The sequence below is a fragment of the Amycolatopsis sp. NPDC059027 genome (genome assembly GCF_042739735.1).
Lineage (GTDB): Bacteria > Actinomycetota > Actinomycetes > Mycobacteriales > Pseudonocardiaceae > Amycolatopsis.
Map to the genome: position 1 here is coordinate 46,843 of NZ_JBHYIK010000040.1, position 26,169 is coordinate 73,011.

Genomic DNA, 26,169 nt, shown 5'->3' on the forward strand with positions numbered 1-26,169 from the left:
CCCCCCCCCCCCCCCCCCCACCCGCACACCCCCCCCCCCACCGGCCCCCCCACCACCCCCCCCAACCACACCCCCCCCCACCAAGCGTTCGGGGGGGCGGGGCCGGGTGCCAACCCCCCCCCCCCCCACGACCGGCCGCGCTATTTCGGGGTGTAGCACTGGATCCCGGTTTTCCAGTTGCCATCGTGGGTGGCACTGGCACCGCCACCGGTGCAGAAACGGTCGCCGGGCCCGATAAAGGCGACCGCGGAGTTCATCGCCGAATCTATTGTGGTGCCTGCCCCCTGGTAACCCCAGGTCATGTACTGGCTGACGTCGATCTTGGCCACGTAGCACCTGATGGACATCGCGACCCCGCCATCGACGCTGATCGACTCGCCGAACGCGGAGCACATCGTGATGCCGGGCCCGCCCGACTTGCGTGCGATTTCGAGTGCCGCGGCCTGCGCGGAGTCCACCGTGTTGCCGCTGGCCGCGAAGCCCCAGTACAGCATGTTCTCGGTGCTGAACTTCGGGATCTGGCATTGCGTAGCGGCCTCGAAGCCGAAGCCCACCGGCGAGCCCCCTGCGGAGACACCGGTGCAGCGGGTTCCGCCGAACGTCGCCTTCAACGTCTGGACGGCCGAAACCGCCTTGTCCACAGTGGACCCGTAGGCCCGATAGACCCAGTTCATCGTGTCCGCCGCCGAAGCGTCCGTCACCCCGGTCAATGTCGTGGTCCCGACCACGGCCGCCACGGCACACCATCTCGCTGTCCGACGCATCACCTTCGTCATCCCCTCCCAACCCGTCGACAGGACAAGGGAAGCGTCGTCCGCTCCAGCCCACGTCCACCACGGCAAAAGTGCCCTGGCACCGAAGTCGCAGGCGCGCGGTTCTTTACTGTGGTGCGTGCTCGATCTGTTCGCGAAGAATGTCGCCGTGTCCCGCGTGCCGGGCGAACTCTTCGATCATGGCGAGCAGCGTGAAGCGCAGGCTGATCGTTCCTTCCCGGGGGATTTCCTTGGTGTCGTCGAGGTCGAAGCGGGCGGCGATCTCCCGTGATCGCCGGCTCGCGCGTTCGTACTCGGCGATCACGTCGGCCAAGGTCTCGTCGTCCGTGACGGTGAAGGTGCCTTCGTCCCGTTTCGAGTAGCCGTCGCATTCGGATTCTTCGAGACCGGCCCAGAATCGCTGGAACCAGATTCGTTCGGCGGCCGCGGCATGCTTGAGCACCGAGATCGGTGTCGTCAGCGAAGCGACGAGCCTGCGGCGGGCGTCGGCTTCGGAAAGGCCGCGCGCGGTCTCGATCAGGGCTTCGCGGTTGCGATCGAGCATGTTCTCGAGGAGTTCTCGTTCGCTGCCGTTGGTGATTCTGGTGGTACTCATGGGTTTTCACTCCGTTCCTGTGCGGGGGTCGGTTCGACGCGGGGTTGGTGAGCGGGCACGGCGCGTCCGGAAGCTCGAACGAGGTGGGGACGCCGAGGCGTGCGATGTATTACCGCTTTGCTGCGCGGGGAGCGTGTCGACGCGGGCAGAACCGAAACACCGCAGTCGAGATCAGCCGCCGGTAACGGCGCTGACGACGTCACCCTATCGTGCCCCGACGGGCGCGTCGAGGCAGTCGGCGAACTCCGCGTCGAACCGACCTCGAACTCAGCGGAACGCGGCGATGTTGCGGGCGGCCCAGTCGGCGAAGGGGCGAGGGGCGCGGCCGAGGACCCGCTGGACGTCCGGGCTGACGCGCAACTCGGCCGGGCTCGGCGAACCGAGGATGTCCAGGGTGTCGTCGGCGAGTTCGCCAGGCATGCTCTGCGTCATGCCCGCTTTGGCCTCTTCGCGGGTGAGCTCGTGAAACCGGACCGGCGAGCCCAGCGCGGCGGCGATGGCCTCCGTCTGCTGGCGCGGCGTGATCACCTCCGGTCCGGTCAACTCGTACACGCCGCCGGTGTGCCGGTCGTCCAGCAGGCAGGCCGCGGCGACCTCGGCGATGTCCGCCGGGTCGATGATCGGCACCTCGGTGTCGCCGAAGGGCGCGGCGACGACCTGTTGTGCGCGAACGGACTCGACCCACCACAGGGCGTTGGAGGCGAAGCCGCCCGGCAGCAGCAGGTACAACGCCTTCGCCCCGGACAGCGCGGGTTCGAGGCCGGCGGGATCGGTCAGGTCGGCCACCACGTGGCGGACGCCGTCCGGTACCGACGCGGCGTGCCGCGACACCGCCGTCACCGGCAGGGAGGTCGGCGAGCCGCTGACGGAGCTGTTCGGCCGGATCACCCGGCGCCTGTCACCGCGCGACGCCCGATAGCGGGTAGCGGCAGGGATTTCGGCTCCGGCAACGCTCGGTGGTGTTCTCCGTCCGCTGGATGAGCCGGACCCGGAAGATCACCGCTCCGTCCACGTGGGATCGGGGCTAGCGTGCGCCGCGTCGTTCGGCCCAGAGCCGGTCGAGGTATCGCATGAGCGCCGGATAGATGATCGCGTAGCGGAACGGCTTGATGAAGGCCATGTACGCCTTGCCGACGGCGCCGCGTGGCTTGACGTAGACGGTCATGTGGGCTTGATACCGGCCGTCGCCCTGTTTCACCCAGGCCAGGTGCATCACGCCGTACATCGTGCGGTTGGATATCTCGTCGGCGAACTCGGTGCCGGTGCGATACAGCGGGCGGAATGGCTTGTCCGCGAGGCGGGAATCCGTTGCCGTGGTGCGGAGTTCCGCCGGCACCCGGCCGATCAGCGACCGCTCGTCGGTTCCGGGCACGGGCGGCCAGGCGCCGGCGTCGTCCGCTGATGTCGAGATGCGCCCCAGTCCGAACATGCGGCCGAGCAGGTCGCGAATGCCCCACAGCAGGCGCACCGGCAGCGGCGCCGACCCGGGGAAGTCGATGGATTGCATGAGGTCGATGACGACCTCGAAGTCGTCGGGCCCACCCTCGATGGGGAGGGCCCAGACGTCCTCGACGTCGAAGTCGTGGACGATGTCGTCGATGATCCATCGCTGGGATTTCAGCGCGTCGTCGGAGGCTCTCATGTGTCTTGCGCTCCTTTCGAGCAGAGATAGCGGATCGGGCGGATGAGGGCGCGATAGAACGGCCGTACCAGCCGTCCGGCGATGCGGGCGTGGCGTTCCTCGTGCCAGACGCGCGCCCGCGGATGCGCTTCGATCAGCCGGTCGACGACGCCGGCGCCGAGGCGGTGTACCGGCAGGGTCGAGCACACTTCGATGAGGCAAAGGTGCTTGATGCTCAGGTAGCCGTACCGCGCCGGGCAGATCAGCCGTATCGGCGCACCGTGGTCGCCGGCGAGAGGTCGTCCGTTCAACCGGTCGGCCAGCAGGACATCGTCGGCGAGCGCGTCGCGCAACTCGACCACGGATGCGACTTCGTCGAGGCCTTCGAACGCGAGGTGAGTGACCGTGGTGTCCGGCTCCAGCGCGGGTTCGACGAACAGGCGATAGAAGTTGGCGAAGCGCACGCCTTCCCAACGCAGGTCGGTCGCGGTCCAGCCGGCTACGCAATGGAAGTCGGCGACGATTTCACGCCGGGGCAGCTGGGACAGTTCCGCCAGCCGCACCTCCTGGCGTCCGCGCACCACACCGCTCAGGGCGATGGCGGGGTTCTCGGGCACGGGAGGTGGCGGCCGGTGCAGGTGTGTTCCGAAGCGCGGAAATCCATCGACGCGGCGTTGCCCGGGCGGAAGTGTCTTCATCATAACCCCCAAACCGACCGACGGTCGTTCACCGACCGATAGTCAGTCTGTATGCTCGGGGCGGTGAGTGTCAAGCGGCTGCGGGAACGGCAAGCGGAGGCCACGCGTGAGCTGCTGGTCGGGATCGCGCGGGAGCGATTCGTCGAACAGGGCTACGCGGCGACCGCGATCGACGACATCGTGCGGCGCGCCGGTATCGCGAAGGGTGCGCTCTATCACCACTTCAGCGGTAAGGACGCGCTGTTCAAGGCGGTCTATGACGTGGTGCTGGACGAAACCGCCGAAGCCGTGATGACCGCGGCGCTGGCCGAACAGGAGCCGTGGGCCGCGGTACGGGCGGGTTTGTCCGCGTTCCTCGACGCCTGCTTGCAGCCGGCGTTTCGGCGGATCGTGATCATCGACAGCGTGGCGGTGCAAGCCGCGAACTCGTGGGAAGGCGGCCTAGAAGGCGTCGAGCTGCCGATGCTGCGTACCGTGCTGACCCCGCTGGTGGACAGCGCCGCCTTGCCGGATGTTGCGCTCGACCCATTGGCACACGTCGCGCTTGGGGGCCTCTACGGCGCAGCGCTGTATATCGCCCGAGCCGCCGATCCACAGGCCGCCCGCACCGAGTCCGACGCCGTACTCGACATCGTCCTTCGCGGCGTGCGAGCCGTCGCTACCGGGTAATCGGTCAGTTCGTTTTGGACGTTGGCAGATGCGCGCCGAGGTAGCCGACGTAGATGTGTCCCGTGTGGTCGGTGTCGTCGAGGAAATGCAGGCGCGGCGCGGGTGGTTTGAAGCGTTCCAGCGCGATGTGCGCGCCGAAGTACTCCCGTCCGGTGGGGTTCGTGTCCGGGCTGACGCGAAAAGTGCGGGCCTGGCGGAGCCGTTCGTTGGTGGTCACGGTCTCCGATTCGGTCAGCGCGATGATGTTGGCGCTGATCAGTGACCCCGGCTGGCCGGTGCGGGCGAAGGCGAGTACGTCGCACAGTTCCGGGCCGGGTTCGCGGCCCGATTTCCGGATCGTGTTGCGGGCACCGGCGTACGCGTCGAGCGTGCGCAGGGCGTCCCATGCCTTGCGCCGCCACGCCGCGGCCTTCGGATGGTGATCGAGGATCGTGGTCGGGCCGAGTTCGGCGGTGATGTCGAGGTTGGTGAGTGCCTTCGAAGCGGTTTCGAACAGTTCCACGAAGCTGGGGAACTCGGCGGGCTCCCTGCCGTCGGTCCCGGCCTCGTCGGTCCCGGTGACGCGCGCGAGCGCGCCGGCGAGCAGGCCGTTGGCGCGCCGCAGATCGTCCCGTTCGTGCTCGACCTCCTCGAACGCCTTGGCGTAGTCGTCCATTGTGGACTGTAGCTGGCTGATCTGGGCGTGGAGCGCGTCGGCGTCGACGGCGGAGAGTTCCTCGATCCGGGAGTGGAGTCGCTTCGATTCGGCGACGGCGCGGGCGCGTTCGGCCTCGTCGGCGGCCGAACGTCTACGGAGAATGGAAATGACGCCGCGGGCTTCGGCGAGTTCGCGTTCCACGTGGCGCAGCCTCTCGGCGAGTGCCGCGTCCGGCGCCGGTTCCGCCTTGGTGAAGGGATCCGCCGACCACCATTCCCGTACCGAGGGTACTTCCGCCCAGTCCTCCGGGAGGGGACTCCGGCTCCTGGCCTGGATCTGCTGGCTGATGGCGAGGTCGAGCAACTCCGGCGTGGGTGTCTCGGTCCGGATGATGTCCGGCAGTTCGTCGCAGGGCGGGACGAACAGCCGGGCGCCCGCCGGGACGGCGCAGCCGAGGGGGAGACAGCTGTTGAGCGATCGGCGGAACCGGTCGTCGACGTCGAACACGTTCACCAGTCCCGGCCAGCCGTCGACCGGGATCGCGCGGTCGTCGCTGATGATCAGCAGCGCGGTGGTCCGCCGCGGCGAGACCATCGCCTCCGCCAGGAGATCGGCGACCCGGTCGCATTCCTCGCGGGGCCAGCCGCGAAGGCTCAGCGAGGGACCGTCGAGCGGGATTTCGTCGCAGCCGCTCGCGCCGAGTTCCTCCAGTCCTATCCGATGTGCCGGCGCTTCGATGCTGGTGCGCCACGGCCGGGTGCAGGCGGCCGAGACCAGCCAGGCGATCCGGTCCTCGCCCGCGGTGTACCGCAGCGACAGCAACACCTGGACGGAGTAGCGGCCTTCCTTGTCGTCCCAGGAGAACTTCAGGTCGCAACGCCGCTCGCCGCCGTCGTCGGAGCAGCCGGGATCGGCGACCTCGTAGGCGGGCGTCTCCTGCTCGCGTTGCCGGGAAACCAGCCTGTTGCGCAGGGAATCGAGCGGGCGTTTCCCCTCGACGGGAATGAGCCCGTCGTGCCAGATCCGGTGCACCCCCACTGGGCGACTCCGTTCGCTGCGGTCCAAGGAATATCGGCACAGTAACGGATCAGCACGCTGCGGGGAGTCCTTGACAGGGCGGGAAAAACCCGGGAAGTACGGTCTTCACCCACGTAGGCGACACGGACGGGTGAGAAGATTACCCACCGAAGTCCGCCGCGATATATGCCCATCATGGGGCAACTGATTTCGCGGAGCGGTAATCAGCGATTGAAATATGTCCCGTATGTTCCCGGCGGGAAGAGCGAATCCGGGGTGGTCCACGCCGACGGCGTGAGGGTGAACACCGCCGCCCCGGCCAGCGCGATCGCGATGGTGAGCAGTCCGAGGTAGAGCCCGAGCCGCGACGCGTTCGAGCCGGTCTGGAGCCGCGCCCCGGCGAAGTAGCCGAAGATGATCGAGAGGACGCCCGCCGGGATCATGGCGAACCACAGCGCGCCGAGGACGAGCACGAACACCTGGCTGATCCAGGAGTACGGCGGCACGCCCTGCATCTGCGCCCGGACGACCAGCCATGCCACCCAGGTCGCCAGCGCGAGGACCGCCGCCACCGCGCTGAGGGAAACGGACGCGATCGCCAGTCCGTGCCGCGGGCGTCTCTCCGTCGCGACGTCGTGCTCGAGTTCCGGTGTGGACATCAGCTTTCGGTCCCGTCCGCTCGCCGGCTGATCCACTGTGCACATCGTCGGCCGGGTGATCCTCCGTTACCGGTGTACCGGGCGGGCGCCTCGCTGGTCTGGACACGCTGCATCTGGTGAGTGATACTGTTCAAAACTTCATGCGTTCGAACAGTATTGCTCATCTGGACTGTGTGCAGCCGGAGGCACGAATGCGTTCACCCCGTCCCCGGACCAGCTGGTTCACCGCGCTCTCCACCGGCGCCCTGGTGCTGGCTGTCCCGTCCACCGCCGCCGCGCAGCCCGGCCCCACCGTCGCCGAGGCGGCGAACGCCGTCGAAGTGCATGTCGCGCGCTCCGCGGGCGCGCCCGGATACACCGTGTCCGTCACCAAGGACGCCTTACGGATGACCACGTCCCGTGGCGGCCGGACCGTGCTGCAGAGCACCGGCGGCGACACGCTCCGGTTCGCCGTCGGGAACACCTGGCAGCACGCGACGAAGGTGACCGGCTGGGCGTGGCGGGACGGCACGCTGCGGATCACCGCGGACACCACCGCGCCGGGGATCACCGCCGAACTGCGGCTCACTCCTGGCGCAGACCGGTACGCGCTGGCCTGGGACGTCCACGGCGGAACCGCCGACAAGCTCGGCCTGACCTACGATCTCGGCTCCGCCGGGCACTGGTACGGCCACGGCGAGACGGCCACGCCGCAGGGCGGCCCCGGCGTCGACCAGCCGTGGCCGTTGGAGCGCGGTACCGTGCGGGACAAGGCTTTCAGCCCCGCGTCGTACGCGATGATCGACCCGTTCTGGTACACCTCGTCCGCCACCGGGCTGTGGGTCGACACCGGCGAGGTGATGGACGTCGGCATCAACGACGGCGGCGACGGCCTCGGCCGGTTCGTCGTCCAGCGCGGCGGGACCTACAAGGCGACGGTGTTCGTCGAGGACACGCCGCTCGAGGTGTACCGCGACTACGTCGGGATCGTCGGGAAGCCGGCCAAGAGCGACAGCACCTACCGGCAGTTCAGCGAACCGCTGTGGAACTCGTGGGCGCAGTTCTACACCAAGGTCGATCAGGCGAAACTGCTGGACTACGCGGAAAAGCTGCACGCCAACCGCGAACCGGGGCACACCGTCCAGCTCGACGACAAATGGGAATCCCACTACGGGAATCTCACCTTCGACGCCACCACGTTCCCCGACCCGAAGGCGATGTCGGACCGCATCCACGACCTCGGCTTCGACTTCGGGGTGTGGGTGACGCTGTGGATCAACCTGGACTCGGCGAACTACCAGTACGCCGTCGACCACGGCTATCTGCTCGGCGACCGCGCCGATCCGGCCAAACCGTGCAAGGTGACCTGGTGGAACGGTGAAGCCGGGATCATCGACCTCGCCAACCCGGCCGCGAAATCGTGGTACGAGAACAACCTTCGCGGTTTGATGGCGAAGTACCGGATCGACGGTTTCAAGTTCGACACCCGCTTCTTCGACGACCGGTGCGCGCCCAGCGGCGGCAAGCAGCGCTCGGACTACCAGCGTCTCGGCGCGGAAATGGCCGACCAGTTCGACCTGCAGGGCGCCGGCATCCGGGTGCACTGGACGCCGGAGGCGCACCGGAGCGGGATGACGATCCGCCAGGAGGACAAGGGGACCGGCTGGAACTCGGTCAAGGCCTCGGTGACCCAGAACCTCGCGATCTCGACCGTGGGCTACCCGTTCGTCGAGACCGACATGATCGGCGGCTCCCTCAGCGATCCGCCGCCCTCGAAGGAGGTGCTGATCCGCTGGGCGCAGTCGGCCGCGCTGATGCCGCAGATGTACTCCTCGACGTCGCCGGTGGACACCTGGGACGTCACGACCGGCAAGCACGTGGTGTACGACCAGGAAACCATCGACCGCTATCGCGCGGCGGTGAAGACCCACCAGCGGCTGGCGCCCTACATCTGGGACCAGGTGCAGTCCACGCTGAAGACCGGCGACCCGATCATGCGGCCGCTGTTCTTCGACTTCCCCGCCGACCAGCGAACGTACACAGTGGACGATGAGTGGATGCTCGGTCCCGCCGTACTGGCCGCGCCCCAGCTGACCGCGGGCGCGAGCCGGGACGTGGTCCTGCCGAGCGGGCTCTGGTTCGACGTCACGAAGAAGCGGGTGATCCACGGGGCCACGACCTTGTCCGGATACGCGACGCCGCTGGGTGTCACCCCGACCTTCGTCAACCTGCTCGCTCCCGGCGCCGCGAAAGCCCTGAACGCACTGCTGACCCCGTAGCCGAACGTCCGTGAAGGACTCCTTCCCGGCACTGAGCGCCGGGAAGGAGTCCTTCACGGCATGACCTACCGGATCAGTTCTTGGGCGATTCGGGACGCGGCAGAGTAGGAATCGCCGGTCGGACGTGCCGGGTAGCGCTGGTGGCCGTGGGTCCACTGGTCCTCCAGCGCGAACCAGTCGATCGGCCGCGGCGCGCGGTTCTCGGCCAGCGCGGTGTCCAGTTCGGTGAAGTACGTCCGCCAGCGGTGCGCGTAGAAGTCGCCGACGAGTCCGGCCCATTCGCGGTTGGCGTAGTCGTGCAGGCCCTCGGCGTCACTGTTCCGGGTGCCCCACACGGTCAGGATCGAGCGGGCGTCGAACTCCAGAAGGTCCTTTTCGGACGGTGTGGCGCCCGCCGCCCGCGCCGAGTCGAGCCAGCGGCCGAGCAGGAAGTGCTCGTCGGTGCCGAGCACCTGGTCGAGCAGATCCATTTGCCGCAGCCAGGTCCCGGTCAGTTCACCGAAGCGCGCGCGGTCCTTCGCGTCGTAGGCGGCCTTGATCCGTGGCAGCAGCTCACGGCTCCGGTTGGCCAGCACCTGGCGCGCGACGTCGACCAGGTCGTACCGGTAGGCCGAACTCCGCCGCAGCGAAGGCGAAACCTGGAGCAGCTCGGTCAGCGCGCGCTCGAATTTCGCCGGGTCGTACCGGAGGTGATCCGGGCTCCAAGCCGCGGCGTGCGTAGTGGTCAGGCTCGGCCTGGCCTCGTAGAGACCGTCCGCGCCTTCGCTCCACTTGTCGACCCGCGTCGTCCCGTATGCCGTTTCGCGAAGCGCATTCCACGCCGCTTTCGCGTGCGGATCCTCGCCTCCGTACCGGGACTCGGCGTACCGGTCGAACCAGGCCGCGAGGTCGACCGAACCGGGCGTCCAGGCGAGGTCGGTCAGCAGCGTCATCGCGGCGGGGTTGTTGTCCGCGCCCTCGGGCATCATCGCGATGCCGGACAGCCTGCTCCCCTGTTTATCCCTCCACTGTGGATAGAGGCGGGCCCAGTCCGGGGTGTTGGCGCCGAGCACGGTGTGGCCGCCGAAGTTCCAGATGCTGCCGAACGCGTACGGCGTGCCCAGCCAGTCCTTCTCGCGGTCGGTCACCGTCGGATAGCGGTCGGAAAGGCCGTCCACGATGAACATCCGGCTCTTGTCGACGGCGCCGAGGATGTCCGGCCGCGGATTGGCCTGCCAGCCGAGGATCGCCCAGACGGCGTCCGGGTGTGCGCTCCGCAGCGCCTGCTGGACGGCCTTCGCCGCCTCGGGAACCGGGACGTCGCCGGGGTTCCCGCCCTCGTGCAGCAGGTCCATTTTGTACATCGACGAGTCGCCGTACAACGTGCTTTGGTTGCGGTAGAAGGAGGCCGCGACCTTGGCGAAGTACGCGTTGCGCGGATCGAGCCAGTCCGGCCGCTCGAAGCCACCCCAAAGGCCCTGCGGGACGACGCGGGCGCCGGGGTTGTGTTCGGTGAACTTCGGCGGCACGGTCCCGAAGTAGCCGGGGAGCACCGGGGTCATGCCGAGTTCGCGCAGCCTGCCGACGATCTTCCGCGCGAGCGCGGTGCGCTGGTCGAGCAGCCGGTCCGAGACGGGCCCGGCGAATCCGGACATGTTCTGCAGCAACCACCACGGCTGGTGCGCGGGCCCGGGGATCCACGCCCGCACGTCCGCGTCGCCGTAGCCGAACTCGCGGAACGTCCGCCGGTAGACCTCGTCCTGTCCGAGGTAGACCAGGACCTCGTTGATCCCGTGCAGCGCGAGTACGTCGATTTCCCTTTCCCAGTAAACCCAATCCGCGTACGGCGCGGTGTAGCCGTCGTTCGTGTCGTTGAACGCGAAGCGGTGCGGCACATCTGCCCGGCGGAGGATCGGGTGGTCCGGCGCCGGGAGCCGCCGGGGGAGGTTCAGCTGCTGCCCGGTCCAGGAGATGTCGGCCTTGACGACCTCGCGGAGGTAGGTGTGGACGCCGGTGAGCAGCACGGCCAGGCTGGTGCCCTCGACGACGATCCGCCCGCGCTGTCCCGAAATCCGGTAGCTGTCCCCGCTGTCCTTCGGCACCGCGCGCAGCCGGATCTGGTCGTGTCTTCCCGGCAGGAGCCGATCGAGCGCGCGAGTAGCGGGTCCGGTGTCGAACGCCTGCGGACCGTCCGGCTCGGCGGAGGCGGTGGTGACGGTGCTCAGCAGGGTGGCGAGCACGGCGGCGACGAGGAACAGGCAGCGGAGACGCGGAGGGTGCATGGCTGGCTCCCGAGGGGTGGCGACAAGCCGACAATGTTCTTTTGTGTTCGCTGGGACCTCGAATCGCACATGATCGTACATCTGGTCTGTACCAATATGTCAAGGGCGGAGCCGCGGCGGGCTTGCGGGGGTGTCGGTGTCTCGAAAGCTCCGTTGGGGACGGTGAACGTCCTGAACGACGCGTTCGGGGCGTGGGACCCGGCAGTGGAGTGCGGGGTGTCTAAAGAGGACAGTGCGGCGTGGAGCGGAGTTCGGTGACCAGTGAACGCAGCCACCGCTCCCGTATCGCCGGTTCGGCGGTGAGGTGCCGGACGAGCGACTCGCGCGTGTCCCGTCGGCGGCCCGCCTCGACCAGCGCGATCGCCTCCGCGAGCGCCTTCCGTGTTCGCTCGTCGCGCCGTGGCGCACGCACGTTTTCGTCAGCCCAGTACCACCGGCTGAAGGTGGGCGAGAGCTTGTGCTGCCGGTCGGCCAGATAGCTCCACGGGCCTGGCTCGAGGGAGACGTTCTGGATCGCACTCGCGGGCAGTTCGACGGTCCAGTCCGCGTGGACCTGCTGCCACCGCCGCGTGTTCGGGCTGGTCTTGTACTCGCAGGTGACGCCGAGGAACCGGAGCTTGCGGCGGATGACGTTCCACGCCACGCGCTCGTCGTCGATCCACTCGCGGAGCCAGCGGTACAGCAGGGCGAACGTCGAACCGGACGAGACGAGGTCGGCGAGGACCGTCGGCTGTGTCCGGCCGGCCATCGCGGCAGGCGAAATCCCGGCGTCGTCGAGGTTCGTGCGCAGCTGCCGGACTTCGTGGTCGCCGAGGCGGCCCCAGTGCGCGAAAGCCGTCGACAGCGGGAGCTGGTGGATCCGGCCGAGCCACGAGGTCCCGTCGAGCGCTCCGCTGAGCAGGTCGAAGACGCTGTCCAGCGAACGCCCGACGAAGTGGATCTCGCCTCCTCCGCTGCGTGCGAGCACCTTCGCGACGCATTGCGTCAGCTGGTCGAGGAACGGCAGATCCGGTGTGGGGACGCCGTCGAGCAGCGTGCCGAGCTGATCGGGCCGGACGAGATCCCACCGGAAGGGCCGGTTCGCTTCGGACATCACACGGGAGTGGATTTCTTGCGGAACCGCGAGCGGACGAAGGCGATGGCCAGCACCGCCGCGGCGAGCACGACCGAGCTGAGCAGCTGCGTCCGCGAACCGTCGTCGGTGAGCATGAGCACCGTGACCGCGGCCATCGCGGCCAGCGCGATCCAGCTCAACACCGGGAAACCCCACAGCCGCACCGGAAGACCGTCCGGGTGCTCCTGCAGCAGGGTGCGGCGCAACCGCAGCTGCGCGCAGGCGACCATGATCCACACCAGCAGCAGGTTCGCGCCGACGGTGTTGAGCAGGTACAGGAAGATCGTCTTCGGCCACAGCAGGTTGAGCACGACCGCCACGAATCCGAACGCCGCCGAGGCCAGCACCGCGGGCCGCGGAACGCCGCCGGGACTCACCTTCGTCAGCAGGCGCGGTGCCTCGCCACGCTTTCCGAGCGAGAAGACCATTCGCGCGGCCCCGTAGAGGTTCGCGTTCAGCGCCGACAGCAGCGCCAGCAGGATGACGACGTTCATCACCTGTCCCGCCGCCGGGATGCCGAGGTGTTCGAGCACCGCGACGAAGGGACTCCCGCCGACCTTGCTGTCGTTCCACGGCAGCAAGGTGACCACGACGATCATCGAACCGACGTAGAACAGCCCGATCCGCCACAGCGCGCTGCGGGCCGCCCGGCCGACGGCGCGGGCCGGGTTGTCGGACTCCGCCGCCGCGATGGTGATGACCTCGAGACCGCCGAAGGCGAACACGACGGCGAGCAGTGCGCTCACCACGCCACTCCAGCCGTGCGGCAGGAGGCCGCCGTCGCCGGTCAGGTTCGCGAGCCCCGGCGAAGCCGTGCCGGGCAGCAGCCCGAAGATCGCCAGCACGCCGAGCACGAGGAACCCGACGATCACGGCGACCTTGATCATCGCCAGCCAGAACTCGAACTCGCCGAAGTTGCCCACCGCCGTGAGGTTCACCGCGGTGAACAACGTCATCACGATGAGCACGAGCGACCACTGCGGCATCGCCGGGATCCACTTGTTCAGGATGATCGCGGCGGCGGTGGACTCGACGGCGAGCACGATGACCAGCGTCGCCCAGTACAGCCAGCCGACCAGGAAGCCGGCCCACGGCCCGAAAGCGCGCTCGGCGTGTTCGGAGAAGGAGCCGCTGGCCGGCATCGCCGCGGCCATCTCGGCCATCATGAACATGACGAGCAGCGCGAGCAGCCCGGCCAGCGCGAAGGAGATGACGATGCCCGGCCCGGCGAGCGCGATCCCCGCGCCCGAGCCCACGAACAAGCCCGAGCCGATGACTCCGCCCAGCGCGAGCATGGTCAGGTGCCGTTGACGCAGGCCGTGGGACAGGCGGGACGTCTTGGGCGCGCCGACGTCCTTGTCGGCGAGTTCGGAAGTCATCGACGAGTGTCCTTCGTGGTGGGGGACAGGCGGACCGAGGCTAGCGGGACCTCGGAAGCCTGTCCGCCCCATTAAGTCGGGAGTGAGGGCCCCGTCACTCCTTCGCCGCAGGGGTGACCCACTGGACCAGTTCGACGACGACGCCGTTGGGATCGGTGACCTGGAACAGCCGCTCGCCCCACTCCTCCTCGCGCAGCGGCAGCGTGATCTCCACGCCTTCGGCGGTGAGCCGGGCGAGTTCGGCGTCGAGGTCGTCGACCACCAGCGCCACGATCGTGCCCGCCGCGTGCTGATCGCGGAAGCCCGGCGGGAGGATCTCCAGCCCGCGCCGCAGGAAGATGACGTTCATCGCCGCGTCGTCCCGGCCGAGCGAGGCGAAGCCGTCGGCCGCCATCTGCTCCTGATAGCCCAGGTGGCGGGTGAAGAACGCGCTCGACGCGGCGACGTCGTCGACGGTGAGCGAGACAGCGCTGGACGTGACCTTCAAAGGTTCTCCTCGGGATGCTCGGGAATTAACTCTGTACAGTGTACAGACTTTCAGCGGGGTTTGCCATTCGGATTTCCCGGCAATCCGGATGGTGGAGCGTGAGGAGGTCGTGATGGCGAGGCCGATCTGGCGGGGTGCGCTCTCGTTCGGTCTGGTGACGGTCCCGGTCCAGCTGTTCAGCGCGATCGAGGACCACGCGGTGCGGTTCCGGCAGTTCGAGCGCGGCACGAGTGACCGCATCCGGTACCGGCGGGTGAACGAGCGCACCGGCAAGGAGGTGCCCTTCGAGGACATCGTGAAGGGCTACGAAACCGGTGGCGGTGAGTACGTCCTGGTCGAGCAGAAGGAACTGGACGAGATCGCGCCCGGCCGGTCGAAGACCATCGACGTCGAGTCGTTCGTCGACCTCGGCGAGGTCGAGCCGATGCTGTTCGACAAGACCTACTGGCTCGGCCCCGGCAAGGAGGAGTCGGACCGGGCCTACGTGCTGCTTCGCGAGGCGCTGGCCCAGAGCGGGAAGGCCGGCGTCGCGAAGTTCGTCATGCGCGGCCGGGAATATCTCGCGCTCGTACGGGCGGGCGACGGCGACGTTTTGCTACTGGACACCCTGCACTTCGCCGCCGACCTGCGCGATCCGGCCGAGGACCTGCCGCGGCTTCCGGGGTCGGTGAAGACGCGCGCGAAGGAACTCGACATGGCCGTCGGCCTCATCGACGCGATGACCGAGGAATGGCAGCCCGAGGAATACCGCGACACCTACACCGAACGGGTCCGCGAGCTGATCGCGGCGAAGAAGTCCGGGGACACCGTCGTGCCCGAGTCCGAACCCGGCGAGCCAACGAAGGTGGTCGACCTGTTCGAGGCGCTCTCGCGCAGTGTCGAGAGCAGCCGCCGTCGAGGCAGGCGGAGCACGAGCGCGCAGGGCAAGGGCAAGGACGCCAAGACAGGCCCGAAACTGTCGGACCTGCCGAAGACCGACCTCGACCGGCTCGCCCGCGAGCGCGGGATCAGGGGCCGGTCCAAGATGAACCGCGCCGACCTCGAAAAGGCGCTCAAGGCTTCGTGAGTCCGCCCGCCTCCCTCGCTGTGCGCTCCAGCTTCTCCCGATAGTCCTTCCACCACGTCTCGTCGCCGGTCGGCAGGTTGGTGGAGTCCTGCCGCAGCCCGACGGTGCCGTCCATGAGTTCGCGGATGATGTCGGCGTGGCCCGCGTGCCGATCGATCTCGGCGATCATGTGCACCAGGATCCGGTGCAGCGTGACCTCGGCACGTTCGCCCGGCCAGTGCGGTACGCGGCCCGGCGCGTCCAGCGGCAGTGCGTCGATCGTCGCGTCGGAATGCGCTCGCACCCGGCGATACAGCCCGAGGATGTCCTCGCGAGACTCGTCGGCGGTGGCCCACATATCGACATGAGGATCCTCGTCGATCTTGTCGAACCACGGGGGCCGGACGTCGAACGGCCTGCCGAAGGTGTCGCCGAAATAGGCGATCTCGCAGGACGCCACGTGCTTGACGAGACCGAGCAGGTTGGTGCCGGTCGGCGTCATCGGGCGGCGGACGTCGTACTCCGACGCCCCGTCGAGCTTCCACAACAGGGCGTCGCGGGCGATCTGGAGGTACCGGTGCAGGTCCGGCTTCGGGTCCGAGGTCATGGTGCGCACGCTAACAGCGGGCACCGACAGAAAACGCGTTTCAGGAGGTCAGCGCGGCATCCAGCTCGGCGAGCAGCCTCGCCTTCGGCCGGGCGCCGACGATCGAGCGGATCGGCACGCCGTCGCGGAAGAGCATCAGCGTGGGCAGCGACATCACCTGGTAGTCCCGCGCGATCACCGGGTTCTCGTCGGTGTTGAACTTGCGCACGATCAGCTCGCCCGCCCGTTCGGCCGCGATCTCGGCGAGCACCGGGGCGATCATGTGGCACGGCGGGCACCACTGCGCCCAGAAGTCCACCAGGACGGGCTTGCCTGCCCGGAGCACTTCCTGCTCGAAGGTGGCGTCGGTGACGACGACGAGGTCGGCGGTCGGTGCGGACATCAGGACTCCTTCGGGGCGGGCCGGGTCACCCGGCACGGATCGGGCTGCCGGGACATGGCCTCGGTCAGCTTCGTCACCAGGCCGGCCCGGACGGCGTTGAGCCGCTCCAGGCAGGCGTCGACCTCCGCGAGCTTGCGCTCGTAGACCTCGACCGAATCGGCACAGTCGTCCCCGGCCGGATGCCCGGCACGCAGGCACTCCACGAACGGCCGCGTGTCGTCGAGGCTGAGTCCCGCGGCCTGCAGGCTCAGGATCTCGTTGACCAGCCGGACGTCCTCTTCGCCGTACTCGCGGTAGCCGTTCTCCCGGCGGCGCACCGCGAGCAGTCCCTGGGACTCGTAGAACCGCAGCGCGCGCGTCGTGGTGCCCGCTCGCCGGGCGAGTTCACCGATTCGCATGTCCTCGACGGTAAACGTTGACGTCAACGGCAAGGCAAGGATTGCCAGGAGGCGACTACTTTGGGTGGCAGCAGCGCAGGGATGGACAGAGGAAAGTGGTGATGAGCCGGATGGCTCTGAAGATCGGGTACAAGGCGTCGGCCGAGCAATTCGGCCCGCGCGAACTCGTCGAGTACGCCGTGCTCGCCGAGCAGGTCGGGCTGGACAGCGTCATGGTGAGCGACCACTACCAGCCGTGGCGGCACACCGGCGGCCATGCTCCGTTCTCGTTGTCGTGGCTTTCGGCGGTGGGGGAGCGCACCTCGCGCGTGATCCTCGGCACGAGCGTGCTGACCGCGACGTTCCGGTACAACCCGGCCGTGATGGCGCAGGCGTTCGGCACGCTCGGCTGTCTCTATCCCGGGCGCGTCCTGCTCGGCATCGGCAGCGGCGAGGCGCTCAACGAGGTCGCCGTCGCGCGTATCGAATGGCCGGGGTTCAAGGAGCGCTTCGCGCGCCTGCGCGAGGCTGTCGAGCTGATGCGCACGCTGTGGCGCGAGGAGCGGGTCACGTTCGAGGGCGAGTACTACCAGACCACCGACGCCACGGTGTACGACCGGCCCGAGGGCGGTGTGCCGATCTACATCGCCGCCGGTGGCCCGGTGATGGCGAAGTACGTCGGCAAGCAGGGTGACGGGTTCATCTGCACCAGCGGCAAGGGCATGGACCTCTACACCGAAAAGCTGCTGCCCGCCGTCGCGGAGGGTGCCGAGGCGAACGGGCGGAAGCTGTCCGATGTGGACAAGATGATCGAGATCAAGCTGTCCTACGACCCGGACCACGAGAAGGCGCTGGAGAACACCCGCTTCTGGGCGCCGCTTTCGCTGACGCCGGAGCAGAAGCACGGCATCGAGGACCCGGCGGAGATGGAACGCGCCGCCGACGCGCTGCCGATCGACCAGGTGGCCCGGCGGTGGATCGTCGCCTCGGATCCTGCGGAGGCCGTCGAGCAGATCAAGCCGTACGTGGAGGCCGGATTCGACCACCTGGTCTTCCACGGCCCCGGTCACGACCAGGAGCGCTTCCTGAAGAGCTTCTCCGAGCAGGTCGTCCCCCGGCTGCGCGAACTCGGCTGACCGGCCGCCGCGCACCGAAATGCCGTTGAGGCCACCTTACGGGCGTCAGACGCCCGTAAGGTGGCCTTAACGGGCTCTTTGCGCTCTTGTGTGGGTGGTGTGGGCGTGGCGTGAGGGCGCACGCCGTTGCCGGGCCTTAGTTTCTGGCTTGTCGAAGGTCAGGAACCAAGTGATCGGGGAACGGCGTGCGCAAGGCGAGTTTATGGCAGCGTCTGTTCGGGTTGGAACGGGCTGTGGTCGAGGATGTCGAGTTCGATCCGGGGCGGGCGGTGGTGGTGGTGCGTGCCCGGCCGGTGGCGCGGGCCCGGCGCCGCTGTGGGGTGTGTGGTACGCGGTGTCCGCGGTATGACCGGGGTGTGGGGCGGCGGCGGTGGCGGGCGCTGGATCTGGGCACTGTGCAGGCGTTCATCGAGGCCGATGCGCCGCGGGTGTCGTGCGTGCGGCATGGGGTGGTGGTCGCGGCGGTGCCCTGGGCCCGTCACGGTGCCGGGCATACCCGCGCCTTTGACGACACGGTGGCGTGGCTGGTGTGTCAGACCTCGAAGTCGGCGGTGCGGGAGTTGATGCGGATCGCGTGGGCCACTGTCGGGGCGATCGTCACCCGGGTGTCGGCCGACATCGATGCTCGTGTCGACCGGTTAGAGGGGTTGCGGCGGATCGGGATCGATGAGATCTCCTACCGGCGCGGGCAGCTGTTCTTGACCGCGGTGGTCGATCACGACACCCGTCGGCTGGTCTGGCTCGGCGAAGGCCGGACCAAAGCGACCCTGGAGGCGTTTTTCGACCAGCTCGGCGACAACCGTGCCACGCTGATCACCGAGATCACCGCCGACGCGGCACCGTATATCGCCACCGTGGTCGCCGACCGCGTCCCGCAGGCGGTGCGCTGCGCGGACCCGTTCCACGTCGTGCAATGGGCCACCCACGAACTGGACCTGGTCCGGCGGCGGATCTGGAACACCGCCCGCAACGCCCCCGGCGGACGTGGTCGGACACGGGACGGGCGGTCCCAGGAATCGGCGGGGGACGCCCGCATGCTGCAGCGTTCCCGCTATGCGTTGTGGAAGAACCCCGAAGACCTCACCGACCGGCAGAAAGCCAAACTGGACTGGATCGCCGCAACATCACCGGAGCTATACCGTGCTTACCTGCTCAAAGAAGGCCTCCGCACCGTGTTCACCGTCGGCGGCGAGGACGGCATCACAGGGCTGACACGCTGGCTGGCCTGGGCGCAACGCTGCCGCATCCCCGAATTCGTGCGTCTGGGCCGCAAAGTCCGCCGCCAGCTCGACGCCATCCACGCCAGCCTCCGCCTCGGCCTGTCCAACGCCCTGCTCGAAGCCACCAACACCAAAATCCGGCTACTCACCCGCGTCGCCTTCGGCTTCCGCAAACCAGAATCACTCACAGCGCTAGCAATGCTCGCCCTGGGCGGCCACCGACCCGACCTACCAGGCCGATGACCACCCACAGATCGACACGAAGAGCCCCTTAACGGCAGGTACCCCCGGGGAGTAGGTACGGTGGAGGGCGTGGAGCGTGGGACGGCGGCGGGGCAGGGCCGGGTGATTGCCCGGCTGCTGACGTTGTGCGCCCTGCTCACCGGCGTGTTCCTCATGCACGGTCTGCCCGCGCAGGCGTGTGCCGGGGGTGCCATGGCGGAGCACGGCATCGGCCATGCGATGCCCGCGCCGCCCATGGCGGGCCTGCCGAACGCGGCACCCGCGTCGGAACACGGCAGTGTCTGCGTATCGACTCCGCCGCCACGCGGCTGGGCCGCGTTGCTGCTACTCCTGCTGCTCGCCGTCGTGCTGATCTCGGTGTCCCCGCCGCTGTCGGCGACGCGCCGGTTCGCGCGGTTCCTCCGGCACAGAGCGCCACCGAGACCCCCGGATTTGCTGACCACGTTGTGTGTTTCCCGGACGTGACAGGGAGCGGCCTCCGCTGACCTGTTCACCTCGCACGCGTTCTTCGCGTGTCCTTTTTGGAGAGACACTTCGTGATGCCTTCTTTGCTCCGTAAACCTTTCCGCCGTTCGACGACACTGATCGGCGTGGTGACGGCGGCGGGCCTGCTCGTCACCGCCTGCTCCGGTAACGATTCCGGAATGTCCGGAATGGACCATGGCACGTCCGGCGCTCCTGTGTCCGGGCAGGACATGCCGGGCATGGCCATGCCCGCCGGTGACGGCCTCGCCGCCGAGTCCGCCGGGTTCCGGTTCGCTCCCGAGACGACGTCGCTGCCCGCGGGGCAGCCGTCCGCGTTCCGGTTCCGGATCACCGGGGCCGGCGGCGCGGCGGTGACCGCGTTCCAGCCGGAACAGACGAAGCTGATGCACTTCTACCTGATCCGAACGGATCTGAGCGGGTTCCAGCATCTCCACCCGGTGATGGCCGCCGACGGGACGTGGACGGCCGACCTCGCCGCCGCGCAGCCCGGCACGTATCGCGCCTACACGCAGTTCACCACGAAGGACAGTGCGGGCAAGGATGTTCCGCTCGTGCTGAGCCGGCAGGTCACCGTGCCAGGAGACGCGCCGGGCACCCCGCTGCCCGCGGCGTCGGCAATGACCACTGTGGACGGTTACACGCTGACGCTGGGCGGGGACAAGCTCATGGCCGGGATGAGTCACGAGCTGACCGTCACGGTGTCGAAGGACGGCAAGCCGGTCACCGACCTGCAGCCCTACCTCGACACGTACGCGCACCTGACCGGTTTCCACGCCGGGGACCAGGCCTTCGCGCATCTGCACCCGCACGGCAAAGCCGAGGGAGACCACGGTGGCCCGGCGCTGAAGTTCGAGGCGACGCTGCCGAAGGCCGGGGACTGGCGGCTGTTCGTGCAGTTCCAGACCGGCGGGGTGCTGCACACCGCCGCGGTGACCCTCGCCGTCGGCTGACCTGCCGGGGCTACCTCGGCATTCAAGCCCGCGCGGCGAGCTTTTCGACGCGCCGGTGCAGAGTGTCGAGGTAGTCCTCGGACTCCGGTTTCATGAGCACGCTGCGCAGCACCCGCACCCGGGCGACGTCCTCGGTGAAGCCGGGATGGCGGCGCCCGAAGCCGGCCGCGCTGGTGGACAGCACGCTCAGGAACACCGGATCGTCCGGATCCGTCATGCCCTCGTGCATCACCCGGGCCGAGGCGGCGTCGACCTCGCTGAGCCGCCGGCCGGTGACCGGGAAATAGCTCACGATGTCCAGTTCCGGCAGCTGGTAGAGCCGCAGGTGTTCGCTCGCCTCGATCAGCGCGGCCCAGCTCGCCGCCGCCCGCCTGCCCGCGGCGAGCACCGCGCCGAGGCCGTCGGTGGTGAGTGGGAACAGCCGGAACGTCAGCCACAACGCCGCCGCCGCGGCGCCCGGTCGTGAGCATTCGAGGCTGATCTCGCCCAGATGCAGTTCGTCGGAGGTGAAGTAGGTGTAGGGCGAATCGTGCCGGTAGAATCGTCCGACCGCCGGATCGGCGAACAGCACCGCGCCGCAGCCGTAGGGCTGCAGGCCGTGCTTGTGCGGGTCGACCACCACCGAATCGCAGCCCGCGATCGCCTCCCACGGCGCGGCTTCGAGCCCGTCGTTGCCCGCGAGCAGGGTGAAGAACCCGCCGTACGCCGCGTCGACGTGCACCCGCACGCCGTGCTCGCGGCACAACGCGAGAACGTCGTGAATCGGGTCGACGACGCCGAGGCCGGTGGTGCCCGCGGTGACCACCACCGTCCCGATCGTGCCGCGGCCGAGAAGCTCACGCAGCGCGTCGACGTCCATCCGGCCCGTCGCGTCCACGGGCACCGGGACGCCTTCGACGCCGAGGAGTCCGCACATCCGCGCGTGCGTGTAGTGGCTTTCCGCGCTGAAGGCGACGCCGCGCCCCGGGTGGATTTCCCTTGCCACGTAAAGGGCTTCGAGGTTGGCGATGGTCCCGCTGCTGGTGAGGTGTCCCAGATGTGTGCCGAAGCCGAACATCGTGGCCAGCTCGGCGACGACCTCGCGTTCCATCCGCGCGGTCGCCGGTCCGCCGTCGAGGGCGTGGTTGTTCGGATTGACCAGCATCGCGGCGAGATACCCCGCCACCGCGGCCGGATGTGGCGGCTTGAGCATCTGCCCGGCGTAGCGCGGGTGGAAGAACGGGTAGTTGTCCTCCAGTCGTTCGGCCAGTTCGTCCACAATGGACTCCAGCTTCGCCTGGTCGACGCGTAGCGCCTCGGCCACCTGGTACTCGCCGAACCGGGACGTCCACCGCTCGTGGTTGTCCAGCACTCTGGTCAGCGCGCTTCGCAGATCCATCGCTCTCCCCGTGCCGAGGCGAACCCAGTCATTTGGGCCCAAATATAACACGGGGAGAGCGCCGGATCAGGCTGTGACCGAAGTGGAGTAGTCCTTCACGGTCATCGATTCGTGCATGCGGAAGGTCTGGGTGTTGAGCCGCGCCAGTGCCTTGCCCACGCCGGCGGGCAGGGCGGAGACGATCCGCGCGCCGGTGACGAGCCCCCACATACCGAACCGCGAACCCGGGATGAGGGTCTTGGCCGCGGTCGTGGCGAAGGTGCGGCTGGCCTGTACCAGCTCGGCCATTTCCCGTTCGTAGGCGGGGAAGGCGCGGGTGTGGTCCCCGTTCGCGGCGGCGAGTTCCCCGGCCAGGACGTAGGCGCCGAGCACGGCGAGGCTGGTGCTGCCGCCGACCGCGGGCCCTGGACAGTAACCCGCGTCGCCCACGAGCGTCACCCGCCCGCGCGACCATGTGTCCATCCGCAGCTGGGTGATCGAGTCGAAGTAGAACGCCGGGGTGTCCTCCAGTCGCCCCAGCCATTCGTCGACGTCGGAGTGCAGCCCGGCGAACGCCGCGCGCAGAAGTTCCTTCTGCCGTGCGACATCGCGGTAGTGGTAGTCGAGCGGTTCGCTACGGAACAGGCACACCACCCGCGCGTCGCCGAGGTGCCGCGCGCCGTACATCCCGGCCATCCGGTCGACACCGAGGTGATTGACGAACTCGCCGTCGAGGTTCCGGTCGTTGGGCACCGAAAACACCGCGAGGTAGGCACCGATGAACTCGCTGAACCGCGACTCCTCGCCGAAGACGAGCCGCCGGACGTTCGAGTGCAGCCCGTCTGCCCCGACCACGATGTCGAAGCGGCGTGGCGCACCGTGTTCGAAGGTCACTTCGCCGTCGTCGGAGATCGACGTGATCGAGTCGCCGAACACGTACTCGACGTCGTCGCGGGTGGCGTCGTAGTACACCTCGCCCAGGTCGTCCCGCATGATCTCGAGGTGCCGGTCCGAGGTCGCGCCGTAGATCTTCGTGAGATCCACCGAAACCGGCCGCGCGACACCCTCGCGGTACACGGTCATCCGGTCGGTGCCGGTGGCCTTCGCTTCGAGCCGGGGCAGCACGCCCATCCGCTCGGAGATCTCCATGGCGGGCCGGAACAGGTCGACGGCGTGCCCGCCCGTCTTGCGCGGGGACGGGGCGCGTTCGACCACCGTGACCTCGAAGCCGTGGCGGGTGAGCCAGTAGGCCAGGACCGGTCCGGAGATGCTGGCGCCGGAAACGAGTACTCTCATGATTCCTCCTTACTTACCGGAAGGTAAGCGTACCATCGATCTGACCTAACGGTAAGTAAGTTATCCTGGATCAGTGGCGAAACCTCCGGGCACCAAGCAGCGCATCCAGACGGCCGCGCGTGAGCTCTTCACGAGCAAGGGGGTGCGCAACACCAGCCTGCAGGAGATCGCCGACCGGCTCGGGATCACCAAACCGGCGCTGTACTACCACTTCTCCTCACGCGAGGAACTGGTCCGCAGCATCGTGCAACCGCTGATCGACGAGGGCGAGGCGTTCCTGGTCGCCCAGGAGGCGCTGGACGAGGTCGCGCCCCGCGCGTTGTTCGAGGAGTACTTCGACTTCCACTACCGGCACCGCGAACTGATCGTCCTCGTGATGAGCGAGCTGACGACGTTGTCCGAGCTCGGCCTGATCAGGATCGTGCTGGCCTGGCGGGAACGGCTCGCGGCGCTGCTGACCGGCCCGGATCCCTCGCTGGCGTTGTCGGCTCGCGCGGTGGTCGCGCTCGGCGGCATCCAGGACTGCACCGTCCAGTTCCCCGACGCGCCCGCCGACGAACTGCGGAAGGCAACGGTCGACGCGGCCTGTGCCGCGCTGGGTGTCTGAACTACCGGTCGCAGTCGGCTGGACGGCAGAACACCGTCACGAATCCGCCGTTCGCCAGGACCGGCACGCTGATCCGGCCGTCGGGCTCGACGGAGAACCTCTCGCGCGTGAGTCCGCCTCCTGGCTTGTCGCGTACCAGCTCGGCGCGCCACGGGCCTTCGCCGAGGAAGTCCAGCCGCGAGGTGATCGTGGTCGCCGGCCCGGCGTGGATGCCACCGAGGAACCAGCGGCCGCCGGAGCGTCGCGCGAACACGGCGTCCTGGCCGGGCCTGCCGGTGATCAGGCGGGTTTCGTCCCAGACCGTCGGGAGCCGGTCGAGTGTCCAGAGTGCCTCGGGCCGCGATTCGTAGTTCTCGGGTTTGTCCGCGGCGTGCTGCCAGCCGGACTCGTAGACGAAGAACGTCGCGACCTCGTGTGCCTCGGTGGTGTCCCGATCCGACACGACGAACGCCGTCGGCGTGTAGTCCATACTGCCGACCACGTTGCGGGTGAACGGGAACATCGTGTTGGTCGACGCGCGGGTCTTGAACTGCTCGGCGCCGCGTACCGCCTCCATGCTCATCACGTGCGGCCAGGTGCGTTGCAGGCCGCGGGGGATCGTCGCGCCATGGAAGTTGATCATCAGGCGGAAGCGCGCGGCGTCGGCGACCATGGCGTCGTACCACCGGAACCGCGCCTGCGCGTCGGAATCCATGAAGTCGACCTTGACCCCGGCCGCGCCCCACAGCTTGGCCTTGGTGAGGTTGATCGCCCGCTTCGCCGCGGTGTCCATTGTGGACCAGTGGTACCAGAGGATCACGTCGACGTCGCGTTCCCGCGCGTAGTCGATGATGCCGGGCACCCAGGACGCGTCCCAGCCCTCGTCGATTAGCACGTACGGCCAGCCGTTCCGCGCGGCGAAATCGATGAAGTCCTTCTGCCGCTTCGGATCCTTCGGGCTGTCGTGCTCGGAAAGCCATGACCACGCCACCTTGCCCGGCCGGATCCACGAGGTGTCTGCCAGTTTCGACGGCGGTGCCAGGTCGTCCACGAGGGTGGATTCGGTCACCGTCGCCAGATCGCCGATGATCGCCACCCGCCACGGCGTCGGGCCCCGCGTGTGGACCTCGGTGTCAGCGAGCTTGATCCGGTAGTTGCCGCTGCCGGTGTGGGTCAGCCGCGCGCCGGAGTATCGTCCGTCCACATCGGACTCGGTGAGCAGGGCGTAGGTGCCGCCGACGTCGAACAGTGACGGGAAGCCGTAGTCGCCGCGTGGGGCGCCGGCGGCGGTGGTCTCGAACCGGACGCCTTCGTAGTTCGGTGTGTAGGGCAGCAGCCACGCGGCCGACGCCGGTGCCGGGGCGAACGCGGACGTCTCGCCGGTCACCCGCACCCGCTCGGCCTCGGGCAGGTGATAGCGGTAGGCGACGCCGTCTGCCGCGGCACGGACCACGACGTCGAGCCGGACGTCGTCCTCGTTCTCGAACGACAGTGTCATCTCCGCCGAGCGCGCGTGCCGGTGCAGGCGTTTGCCGGTGGTCATGGTGTACCGCTCGTCGACCTCGCGGTCCGTGCGGCCGAGGAAACGCAGTCCGCGCGTGAGGTCGGCGGCGGTGGTGCGGATGCCCATCGGTGCCGGGGCGAGGACCGATCGTCCGCCGCGGGTGGCCGCGAACAGCAGGCTGCCGTCCGCGTCGAGGGAGACCTCCGCTGTCACGTCGCCGGTCAGGCTGACCGCCCAGCGGTCCGCGGCGGAGGCGGTGGTCGCCGTGAACGGGAGCAGCGGAATGACCGCGAGCAGGAGCAGGAACCGCCGGATCGCCAACGGATTCTCCTTGTCCGTAGGACTTCTTCGTCCGTCCGGTCATCCTGCGGGAACGGTGCGTATCCGGTCAATCGCTCATCGGAGTGGCCGGAAGTGATCATTTCCCGATCACCGGTACGCGATCGGATTCGGGTACTCTGGCGGGGTCTGGGAAAGGGGGGCGCATCGTGACCACATTGCTGGCCTTGGCGTTCCCCGCGCTCACCTCGGCCACGGCCCTGGTCGCGTTCGCGTCGGTCGTGGCCGCGAGCTTGCTCGTGGTCCTCCTCGTCAGCCGCGCCCACGGCGATGAACTGGCCCTGTGGTCGGCGCCGACACGAGGCCGCGCCATCGCGTTGCGGCAGCGGGCCCGCCGCGCCGAGTTCATCAGGCTCAGGGATCCCGGCGCGCCCGGCCGCAGCAGGCCACGGGCACCGGGCACGCGCAGCACGGCTGCGTAGTTCTCCCTTTCTTTTCTGCGCAGCCATTCCGTTCACCTCACTGTTCTTCTT

The 26,169-nt window shown here is 68.5% G+C and carries 26 protein-coding genes; 9 read left to right on the top strand and 17 right to left on the bottom strand.

The genetic code is table 11. From position 1 onward, the window contains the following. Positions 1-140: 140 nt before the first annotated feature. The 5 genes from ACFWY9_RS26335 to ACFWY9_RS26355 all read right to left on the bottom strand — a co-directional run bounded on the left by ACFWY9_RS26335 (position 141) and on the right by ACFWY9_RS26355 (position 3,687). Positions 141-737, bottom strand: a complete 597-nt coding sequence (locus tag ACFWY9_RS26335) for a hypothetical protein (protein ID WP_378323031.1) — start codon at positions 735-737, stop codon at positions 141-143. A 142-nt stretch (positions 738-879) separates the two neighbouring features. Beyond that, positions 880-1,368, bottom strand: a complete 489-nt coding sequence (locus tag ACFWY9_RS26340) for a DinB family protein (RefSeq protein WP_378323030.1) — start codon at positions 1,366-1,368, stop codon at positions 880-882. A 267-nt stretch (positions 1,369-1,635) separates the two neighbouring features. After that, positions 1,636-2,256 (bottom strand): NmrA family transcriptional regulator, encoded by a 621-nt coding sequence (locus ACFWY9_RS26345; RefSeq protein WP_378323029.1) that lies wholly within the window; start codon positions 2,254-2,256, stop codon positions 1,636-1,638. A 136-nt stretch (positions 2,257-2,392) separates the two neighbouring features. Continuing rightward, a complete protein-coding gene (locus ACFWY9_RS26350) occupies positions 2,393-3,010 on the bottom strand; it encodes a DUF2867 domain-containing protein (protein ID WP_378323028.1) in 618 nt (205 codons plus the stop codon). Next, the gene (locus tag ACFWY9_RS26355; RefSeq protein ID WP_378340174.1) at positions 3,007-3,687 is read right to left on the bottom strand and encodes a molybdopterin-dependent oxidoreductase; all 681 of its coding nucleotides are present in this window, start codon (positions 3,685-3,687) and stop codon (positions 3,007-3,009) included. The genes ACFWY9_RS26350 and ACFWY9_RS26355 overlap by 4 nt, the downstream gene beginning before the upstream one ends. Positions 3,688-3,750: 63 nt before the next feature. Here ACFWY9_RS26355 and ACFWY9_RS26360 point away from each other — a divergent pair, with 63 nt between their 5' ends. Beyond that, positions 3,751-4,356 carry a TetR/AcrR family transcriptional regulator gene (locus tag ACFWY9_RS26360; protein WP_378323025.1) on the top strand — a complete coding sequence of 202 codons (606 nt, stop codon included), beginning with the start codon at positions 3,751-3,753 and terminating at the stop codon, positions 4,354-4,356. A gap of 4 nt (positions 4,357-4,360) precedes the next feature. Here ACFWY9_RS26360 and ACFWY9_RS26365 read toward each other — a convergent pair whose 3' ends face one another. Beyond that, positions 4,361-6,031 (bottom strand): hypothetical protein, encoded by a 1,671-nt coding sequence (locus tag ACFWY9_RS26365; RefSeq protein ID WP_378323024.1) that lies wholly within the window; start codon positions 6,029-6,031, stop codon positions 4,361-4,363. 203 nt (positions 6,032-6,234) lie between these two features. Beyond that, the gene (locus ACFWY9_RS26370) at positions 6,235-6,669 is read right to left on the bottom strand and encodes a hypothetical protein (protein WP_378323022.1); all 435 of its coding nucleotides are present in this window, start codon (positions 6,667-6,669) and stop codon (positions 6,235-6,237) included. A gap of 191 nt (positions 6,670-6,860) precedes the next feature. Between ACFWY9_RS26370 and ACFWY9_RS26375 the strand changes: the two genes are divergently transcribed. Further along, positions 6,861-8,927 carry a glycoside hydrolase family 31 protein gene (locus ACFWY9_RS26375; protein ID WP_378340175.1) on the top strand — a complete coding sequence of 689 codons (2,067 nt, stop codon included), beginning with the start codon at positions 6,861-6,863 and terminating at the stop codon, positions 8,925-8,927. 65 nt (positions 8,928-8,992) lie between these two features. Here ACFWY9_RS26375 and ACFWY9_RS26380 read toward each other — a convergent pair whose 3' ends face one another. From ACFWY9_RS26380 to ACFWY9_RS26395, 4 genes are all read right to left on the bottom strand, one after another. Then, complete coding sequence (locus ACFWY9_RS26380; protein WP_378340176.1) at positions 8,993-11,188, bottom strand: alpha-N-acetylglucosaminidase; 2,196 nt, start codon at positions 11,186-11,188, stop codon at positions 8,993-8,995. Between the two features lie 220 nt (positions 11,189-11,408). Further along, positions 11,409-12,281 carry a hypothetical protein gene (locus tag ACFWY9_RS26385; protein ID WP_378340177.1) on the bottom strand — a complete coding sequence of 291 codons (873 nt, stop codon included), beginning with the start codon at positions 12,279-12,281 and terminating at the stop codon, positions 11,409-11,411. Next, positions 12,281-13,681, bottom strand: a complete 1,401-nt coding sequence (locus ACFWY9_RS26390) for an amino acid permease (RefSeq protein ID WP_378323017.1) — start codon at positions 13,679-13,681, stop codon at positions 12,281-12,283. The genes ACFWY9_RS26385 and ACFWY9_RS26390 overlap by 1 nt, the downstream gene beginning before the upstream one ends. A gap of 94 nt (positions 13,682-13,775) precedes the next feature. Then, complete coding sequence (locus tag ACFWY9_RS26395) at positions 13,776-14,168, bottom strand: VOC family protein (RefSeq protein ID WP_378323015.1); 393 nt, start codon at positions 14,166-14,168, stop codon at positions 13,776-13,778. A gap of 112 nt (positions 14,169-14,280) precedes the next feature. Here ACFWY9_RS26395 and ACFWY9_RS26400 point away from each other — a divergent pair, with 112 nt between their 5' ends. Beyond that, positions 14,281-15,234, top strand: a complete 954-nt coding sequence (locus ACFWY9_RS26400; RefSeq protein WP_378323014.1) for a Ku protein — start codon at positions 14,281-14,283, stop codon at positions 15,232-15,234. Here ACFWY9_RS26400 and ACFWY9_RS26405 read toward each other — a convergent pair. From ACFWY9_RS26405 to ACFWY9_RS26415, 3 genes are read right to left on the bottom strand one after another with little or no spacing between them, the layout of a single operon-like run. Then, positions 15,221-15,820, bottom strand: a complete 600-nt coding sequence (locus ACFWY9_RS26405) for a DinB family protein (protein WP_378323013.1) — start codon at positions 15,818-15,820, stop codon at positions 15,221-15,223. The genes ACFWY9_RS26400 and ACFWY9_RS26405 overlap by 14 nt on opposite strands. A 40-nt stretch (positions 15,821-15,860) precedes the next feature. Then, positions 15,861-16,202, bottom strand: a complete 342-nt coding sequence (trxA, locus tag ACFWY9_RS26410; protein ID WP_378323012.1) for a thioredoxin — start codon at positions 16,200-16,202, stop codon at positions 15,861-15,863. Then, positions 16,202-16,600 (bottom strand): MerR family transcriptional regulator, encoded by a 399-nt coding sequence (locus tag ACFWY9_RS26415; RefSeq protein WP_378323011.1) that lies wholly within the window; start codon positions 16,598-16,600, stop codon positions 16,202-16,204. The genes trxA and ACFWY9_RS26415 overlap by 1 nt, the downstream gene beginning before the upstream one ends. A gap of 110 nt (positions 16,601-16,710) precedes the next feature. On the opposite strand from ACFWY9_RS26415, the gene fgd reads away from it, so the two are divergent. The 4 genes from fgd (at position 16,711) to ACFWY9_RS26435 (ending at position 20,614) form a co-directional block, all read left to right on the top strand. Then, positions 16,711-17,715 carry a glucose-6-phosphate dehydrogenase (coenzyme-F420) gene (fgd, locus tag ACFWY9_RS26420; RefSeq protein WP_378323130.1) on the top strand — a complete coding sequence of 335 codons (1,005 nt, stop codon included), beginning with the start codon at positions 16,711-16,713 and terminating at the stop codon, positions 17,713-17,715. Positions 17,716-17,900: 185 nt separating this feature from the next. Next, positions 17,901-19,178, top strand: coding sequence for an ISL3 family transposase (locus tag ACFWY9_RS26425; RefSeq protein ID WP_378340178.1), 1,278 nt, complete (start codon positions 17,901-17,903; stop codon positions 19,176-19,178). Positions 19,179-19,247: 69 nt separating this feature from the next. Further along, positions 19,248-19,643, top strand: coding sequence for a hypothetical protein (locus ACFWY9_RS26430; RefSeq protein ID WP_378323010.1), 396 nt, complete (start codon positions 19,248-19,250; stop codon positions 19,641-19,643). Positions 19,644-19,768: 125 nt separating this feature from the next. Next, complete coding sequence (locus tag ACFWY9_RS26435; RefSeq protein WP_378323008.1) at positions 19,769-20,614, top strand: hypothetical protein; 846 nt, start codon at positions 19,769-19,771, stop codon at positions 20,612-20,614. A 22-nt stretch (positions 20,615-20,636) separates the two neighbouring features. Here ACFWY9_RS26435 and ACFWY9_RS26440 read toward each other — a convergent pair whose 3' ends face one another. Then, the gene (locus ACFWY9_RS26440; RefSeq protein WP_378323006.1) at positions 20,637-21,992 is read right to left on the bottom strand and encodes a pyridoxal phosphate-dependent decarboxylase family protein; all 1,356 of its coding nucleotides are present in this window, start codon (positions 21,990-21,992) and stop codon (positions 20,637-20,639) included. 66 nt (positions 21,993-22,058) lie between these two features. Beyond that, positions 22,059-23,267: an FAD-dependent monooxygenase gene (locus tag ACFWY9_RS26445; RefSeq protein ID WP_378340179.1), complete on the bottom strand. Its 1,209-nt coding sequence runs from the start codon at positions 23,265-23,267 to the stop codon at positions 22,059-22,061. Positions 23,268-23,340: 73 nt separating this feature from the next. Here ACFWY9_RS26445 and ACFWY9_RS26450 point away from each other — a divergent pair, with 73 nt between their 5' ends. Continuing rightward, on the top strand, positions 23,341-23,874 hold the full coding sequence (locus ACFWY9_RS26450) for a TetR/AcrR family transcriptional regulator (RefSeq protein WP_378340180.1): 534 nt from the start codon (positions 23,341-23,343) through the stop codon (positions 23,872-23,874). 1 nt (position 23,875) lies between these two features. Here ACFWY9_RS26450 and ACFWY9_RS26455 read toward each other — a convergent pair whose 3' ends face one another. Continuing rightward, a complete protein-coding gene (locus ACFWY9_RS26455; protein ID WP_378323002.1) occupies positions 23,876-25,678 on the bottom strand; it encodes a glycoside hydrolase family 97 catalytic domain-containing protein in 1,803 nt (600 codons plus the stop codon). 167 nt (positions 25,679-25,845) lie between these two features. Here ACFWY9_RS26455 and ACFWY9_RS26460 point away from each other — a divergent pair, with 167 nt between their 5' ends. After that, positions 25,846-26,118 (top strand): DUF6412 domain-containing protein, encoded by a 273-nt coding sequence (locus tag ACFWY9_RS26460; protein ID WP_378323001.1) that lies wholly within the window; start codon positions 25,846-25,848, stop codon positions 26,116-26,118. Positions 26,119-26,169: the final 51 nt, after the last annotated feature.

Excerpts from the sequence above, each read along its gene's own strand:
- ACFWY9_RS26385 (WP_378340177.1), bottom strand. The coding sequence starts at position 12,281 with ATGTCCGAAGCGAACCGGCCCTTCCGGTGGGATCTCGTCCGGCCCGAT.
- ACFWY9_RS26370 (WP_378323022.1), bottom strand. The coding sequence starts at position 6,669 with ATGTCCACACCGGAACTCGAGCACGACGTCGCGACGGAGAGACGCCCG.
- ACFWY9_RS26350 (WP_378323028.1), bottom strand. The coding sequence starts at position 3,010 with ATGAGAGCCTCCGACGACGCGCTGAAATCCCAGCGATGGATCATCGAC.
- fgd (WP_378323130.1), top strand. The coding sequence starts at position 16,711 with ATGGCTCTGAAGATCGGGTACAAGGCGTCGGCCGAGCAATTCGGCCCG.
- trxA (WP_378323012.1), bottom strand. The coding sequence starts at position 16,202 with ATGTCCGCACCGACCGCCGACCTCGTCGTCGTCACCGACGCCACCTTC.
- ACFWY9_RS26355 (WP_378340174.1), bottom strand. The coding sequence starts at position 3,687 with ATGAAGACACTTCCGCCCGGGCAACGCCGCGTCGATGGATTTCCGCGC.
- ACFWY9_RS26445 (WP_378340179.1), bottom strand. The coding sequence starts at position 23,267 with ATGAGAGTACTCGTTTCCGGCGCCAGCATCTCCGGACCGGTCCTGGCC.
- ACFWY9_RS26440 (WP_378323006.1), bottom strand. The coding sequence starts at position 21,992 with ATGGATCTGCGAAGCGCGCTGACCAGAGTGCTGGACAACCACGAGCGG.
- ACFWY9_RS26390 (WP_378323017.1), bottom strand. The coding sequence starts at position 13,681 with ATGACTTCCGAACTCGCCGACAAGGACGTCGGCGCGCCCAAGACGTCC.
- ACFWY9_RS26380 (WP_378340176.1), bottom strand. The coding sequence starts at position 11,188 with ATGCACCCTCCGCGTCTCCGCTGCCTGTTCCTCGTCGCCGCCGTGCTC.
- ACFWY9_RS26415 (WP_378323011.1), bottom strand. The coding sequence starts at position 16,600 with ATGCGAATCGGTGAACTCGCCCGGCGAGCGGGCACCACGACGCGCGCG.
- ACFWY9_RS26340 (WP_378323030.1), bottom strand. The coding sequence starts at position 1,368 with ATGAGTACCACCAGAATCACCAACGGCAGCGAACGAGAACTCCTCGAG.
- ACFWY9_RS26400 (WP_378323014.1), top strand. The coding sequence starts at position 14,281 with ATGGCGAGGCCGATCTGGCGGGGTGCGCTCTCGTTCGGTCTGGTGACG.
- ACFWY9_RS26405 (WP_378323013.1), bottom strand. The coding sequence starts at position 15,820 with ATGACCTCGGACCCGAAGCCGGACCTGCACCGGTACCTCCAGATCGCC.
- ACFWY9_RS26375 (WP_378340175.1), top strand. The coding sequence starts at position 6,861 with ATGCGTTCACCCCGTCCCCGGACCAGCTGGTTCACCGCGCTCTCCACC.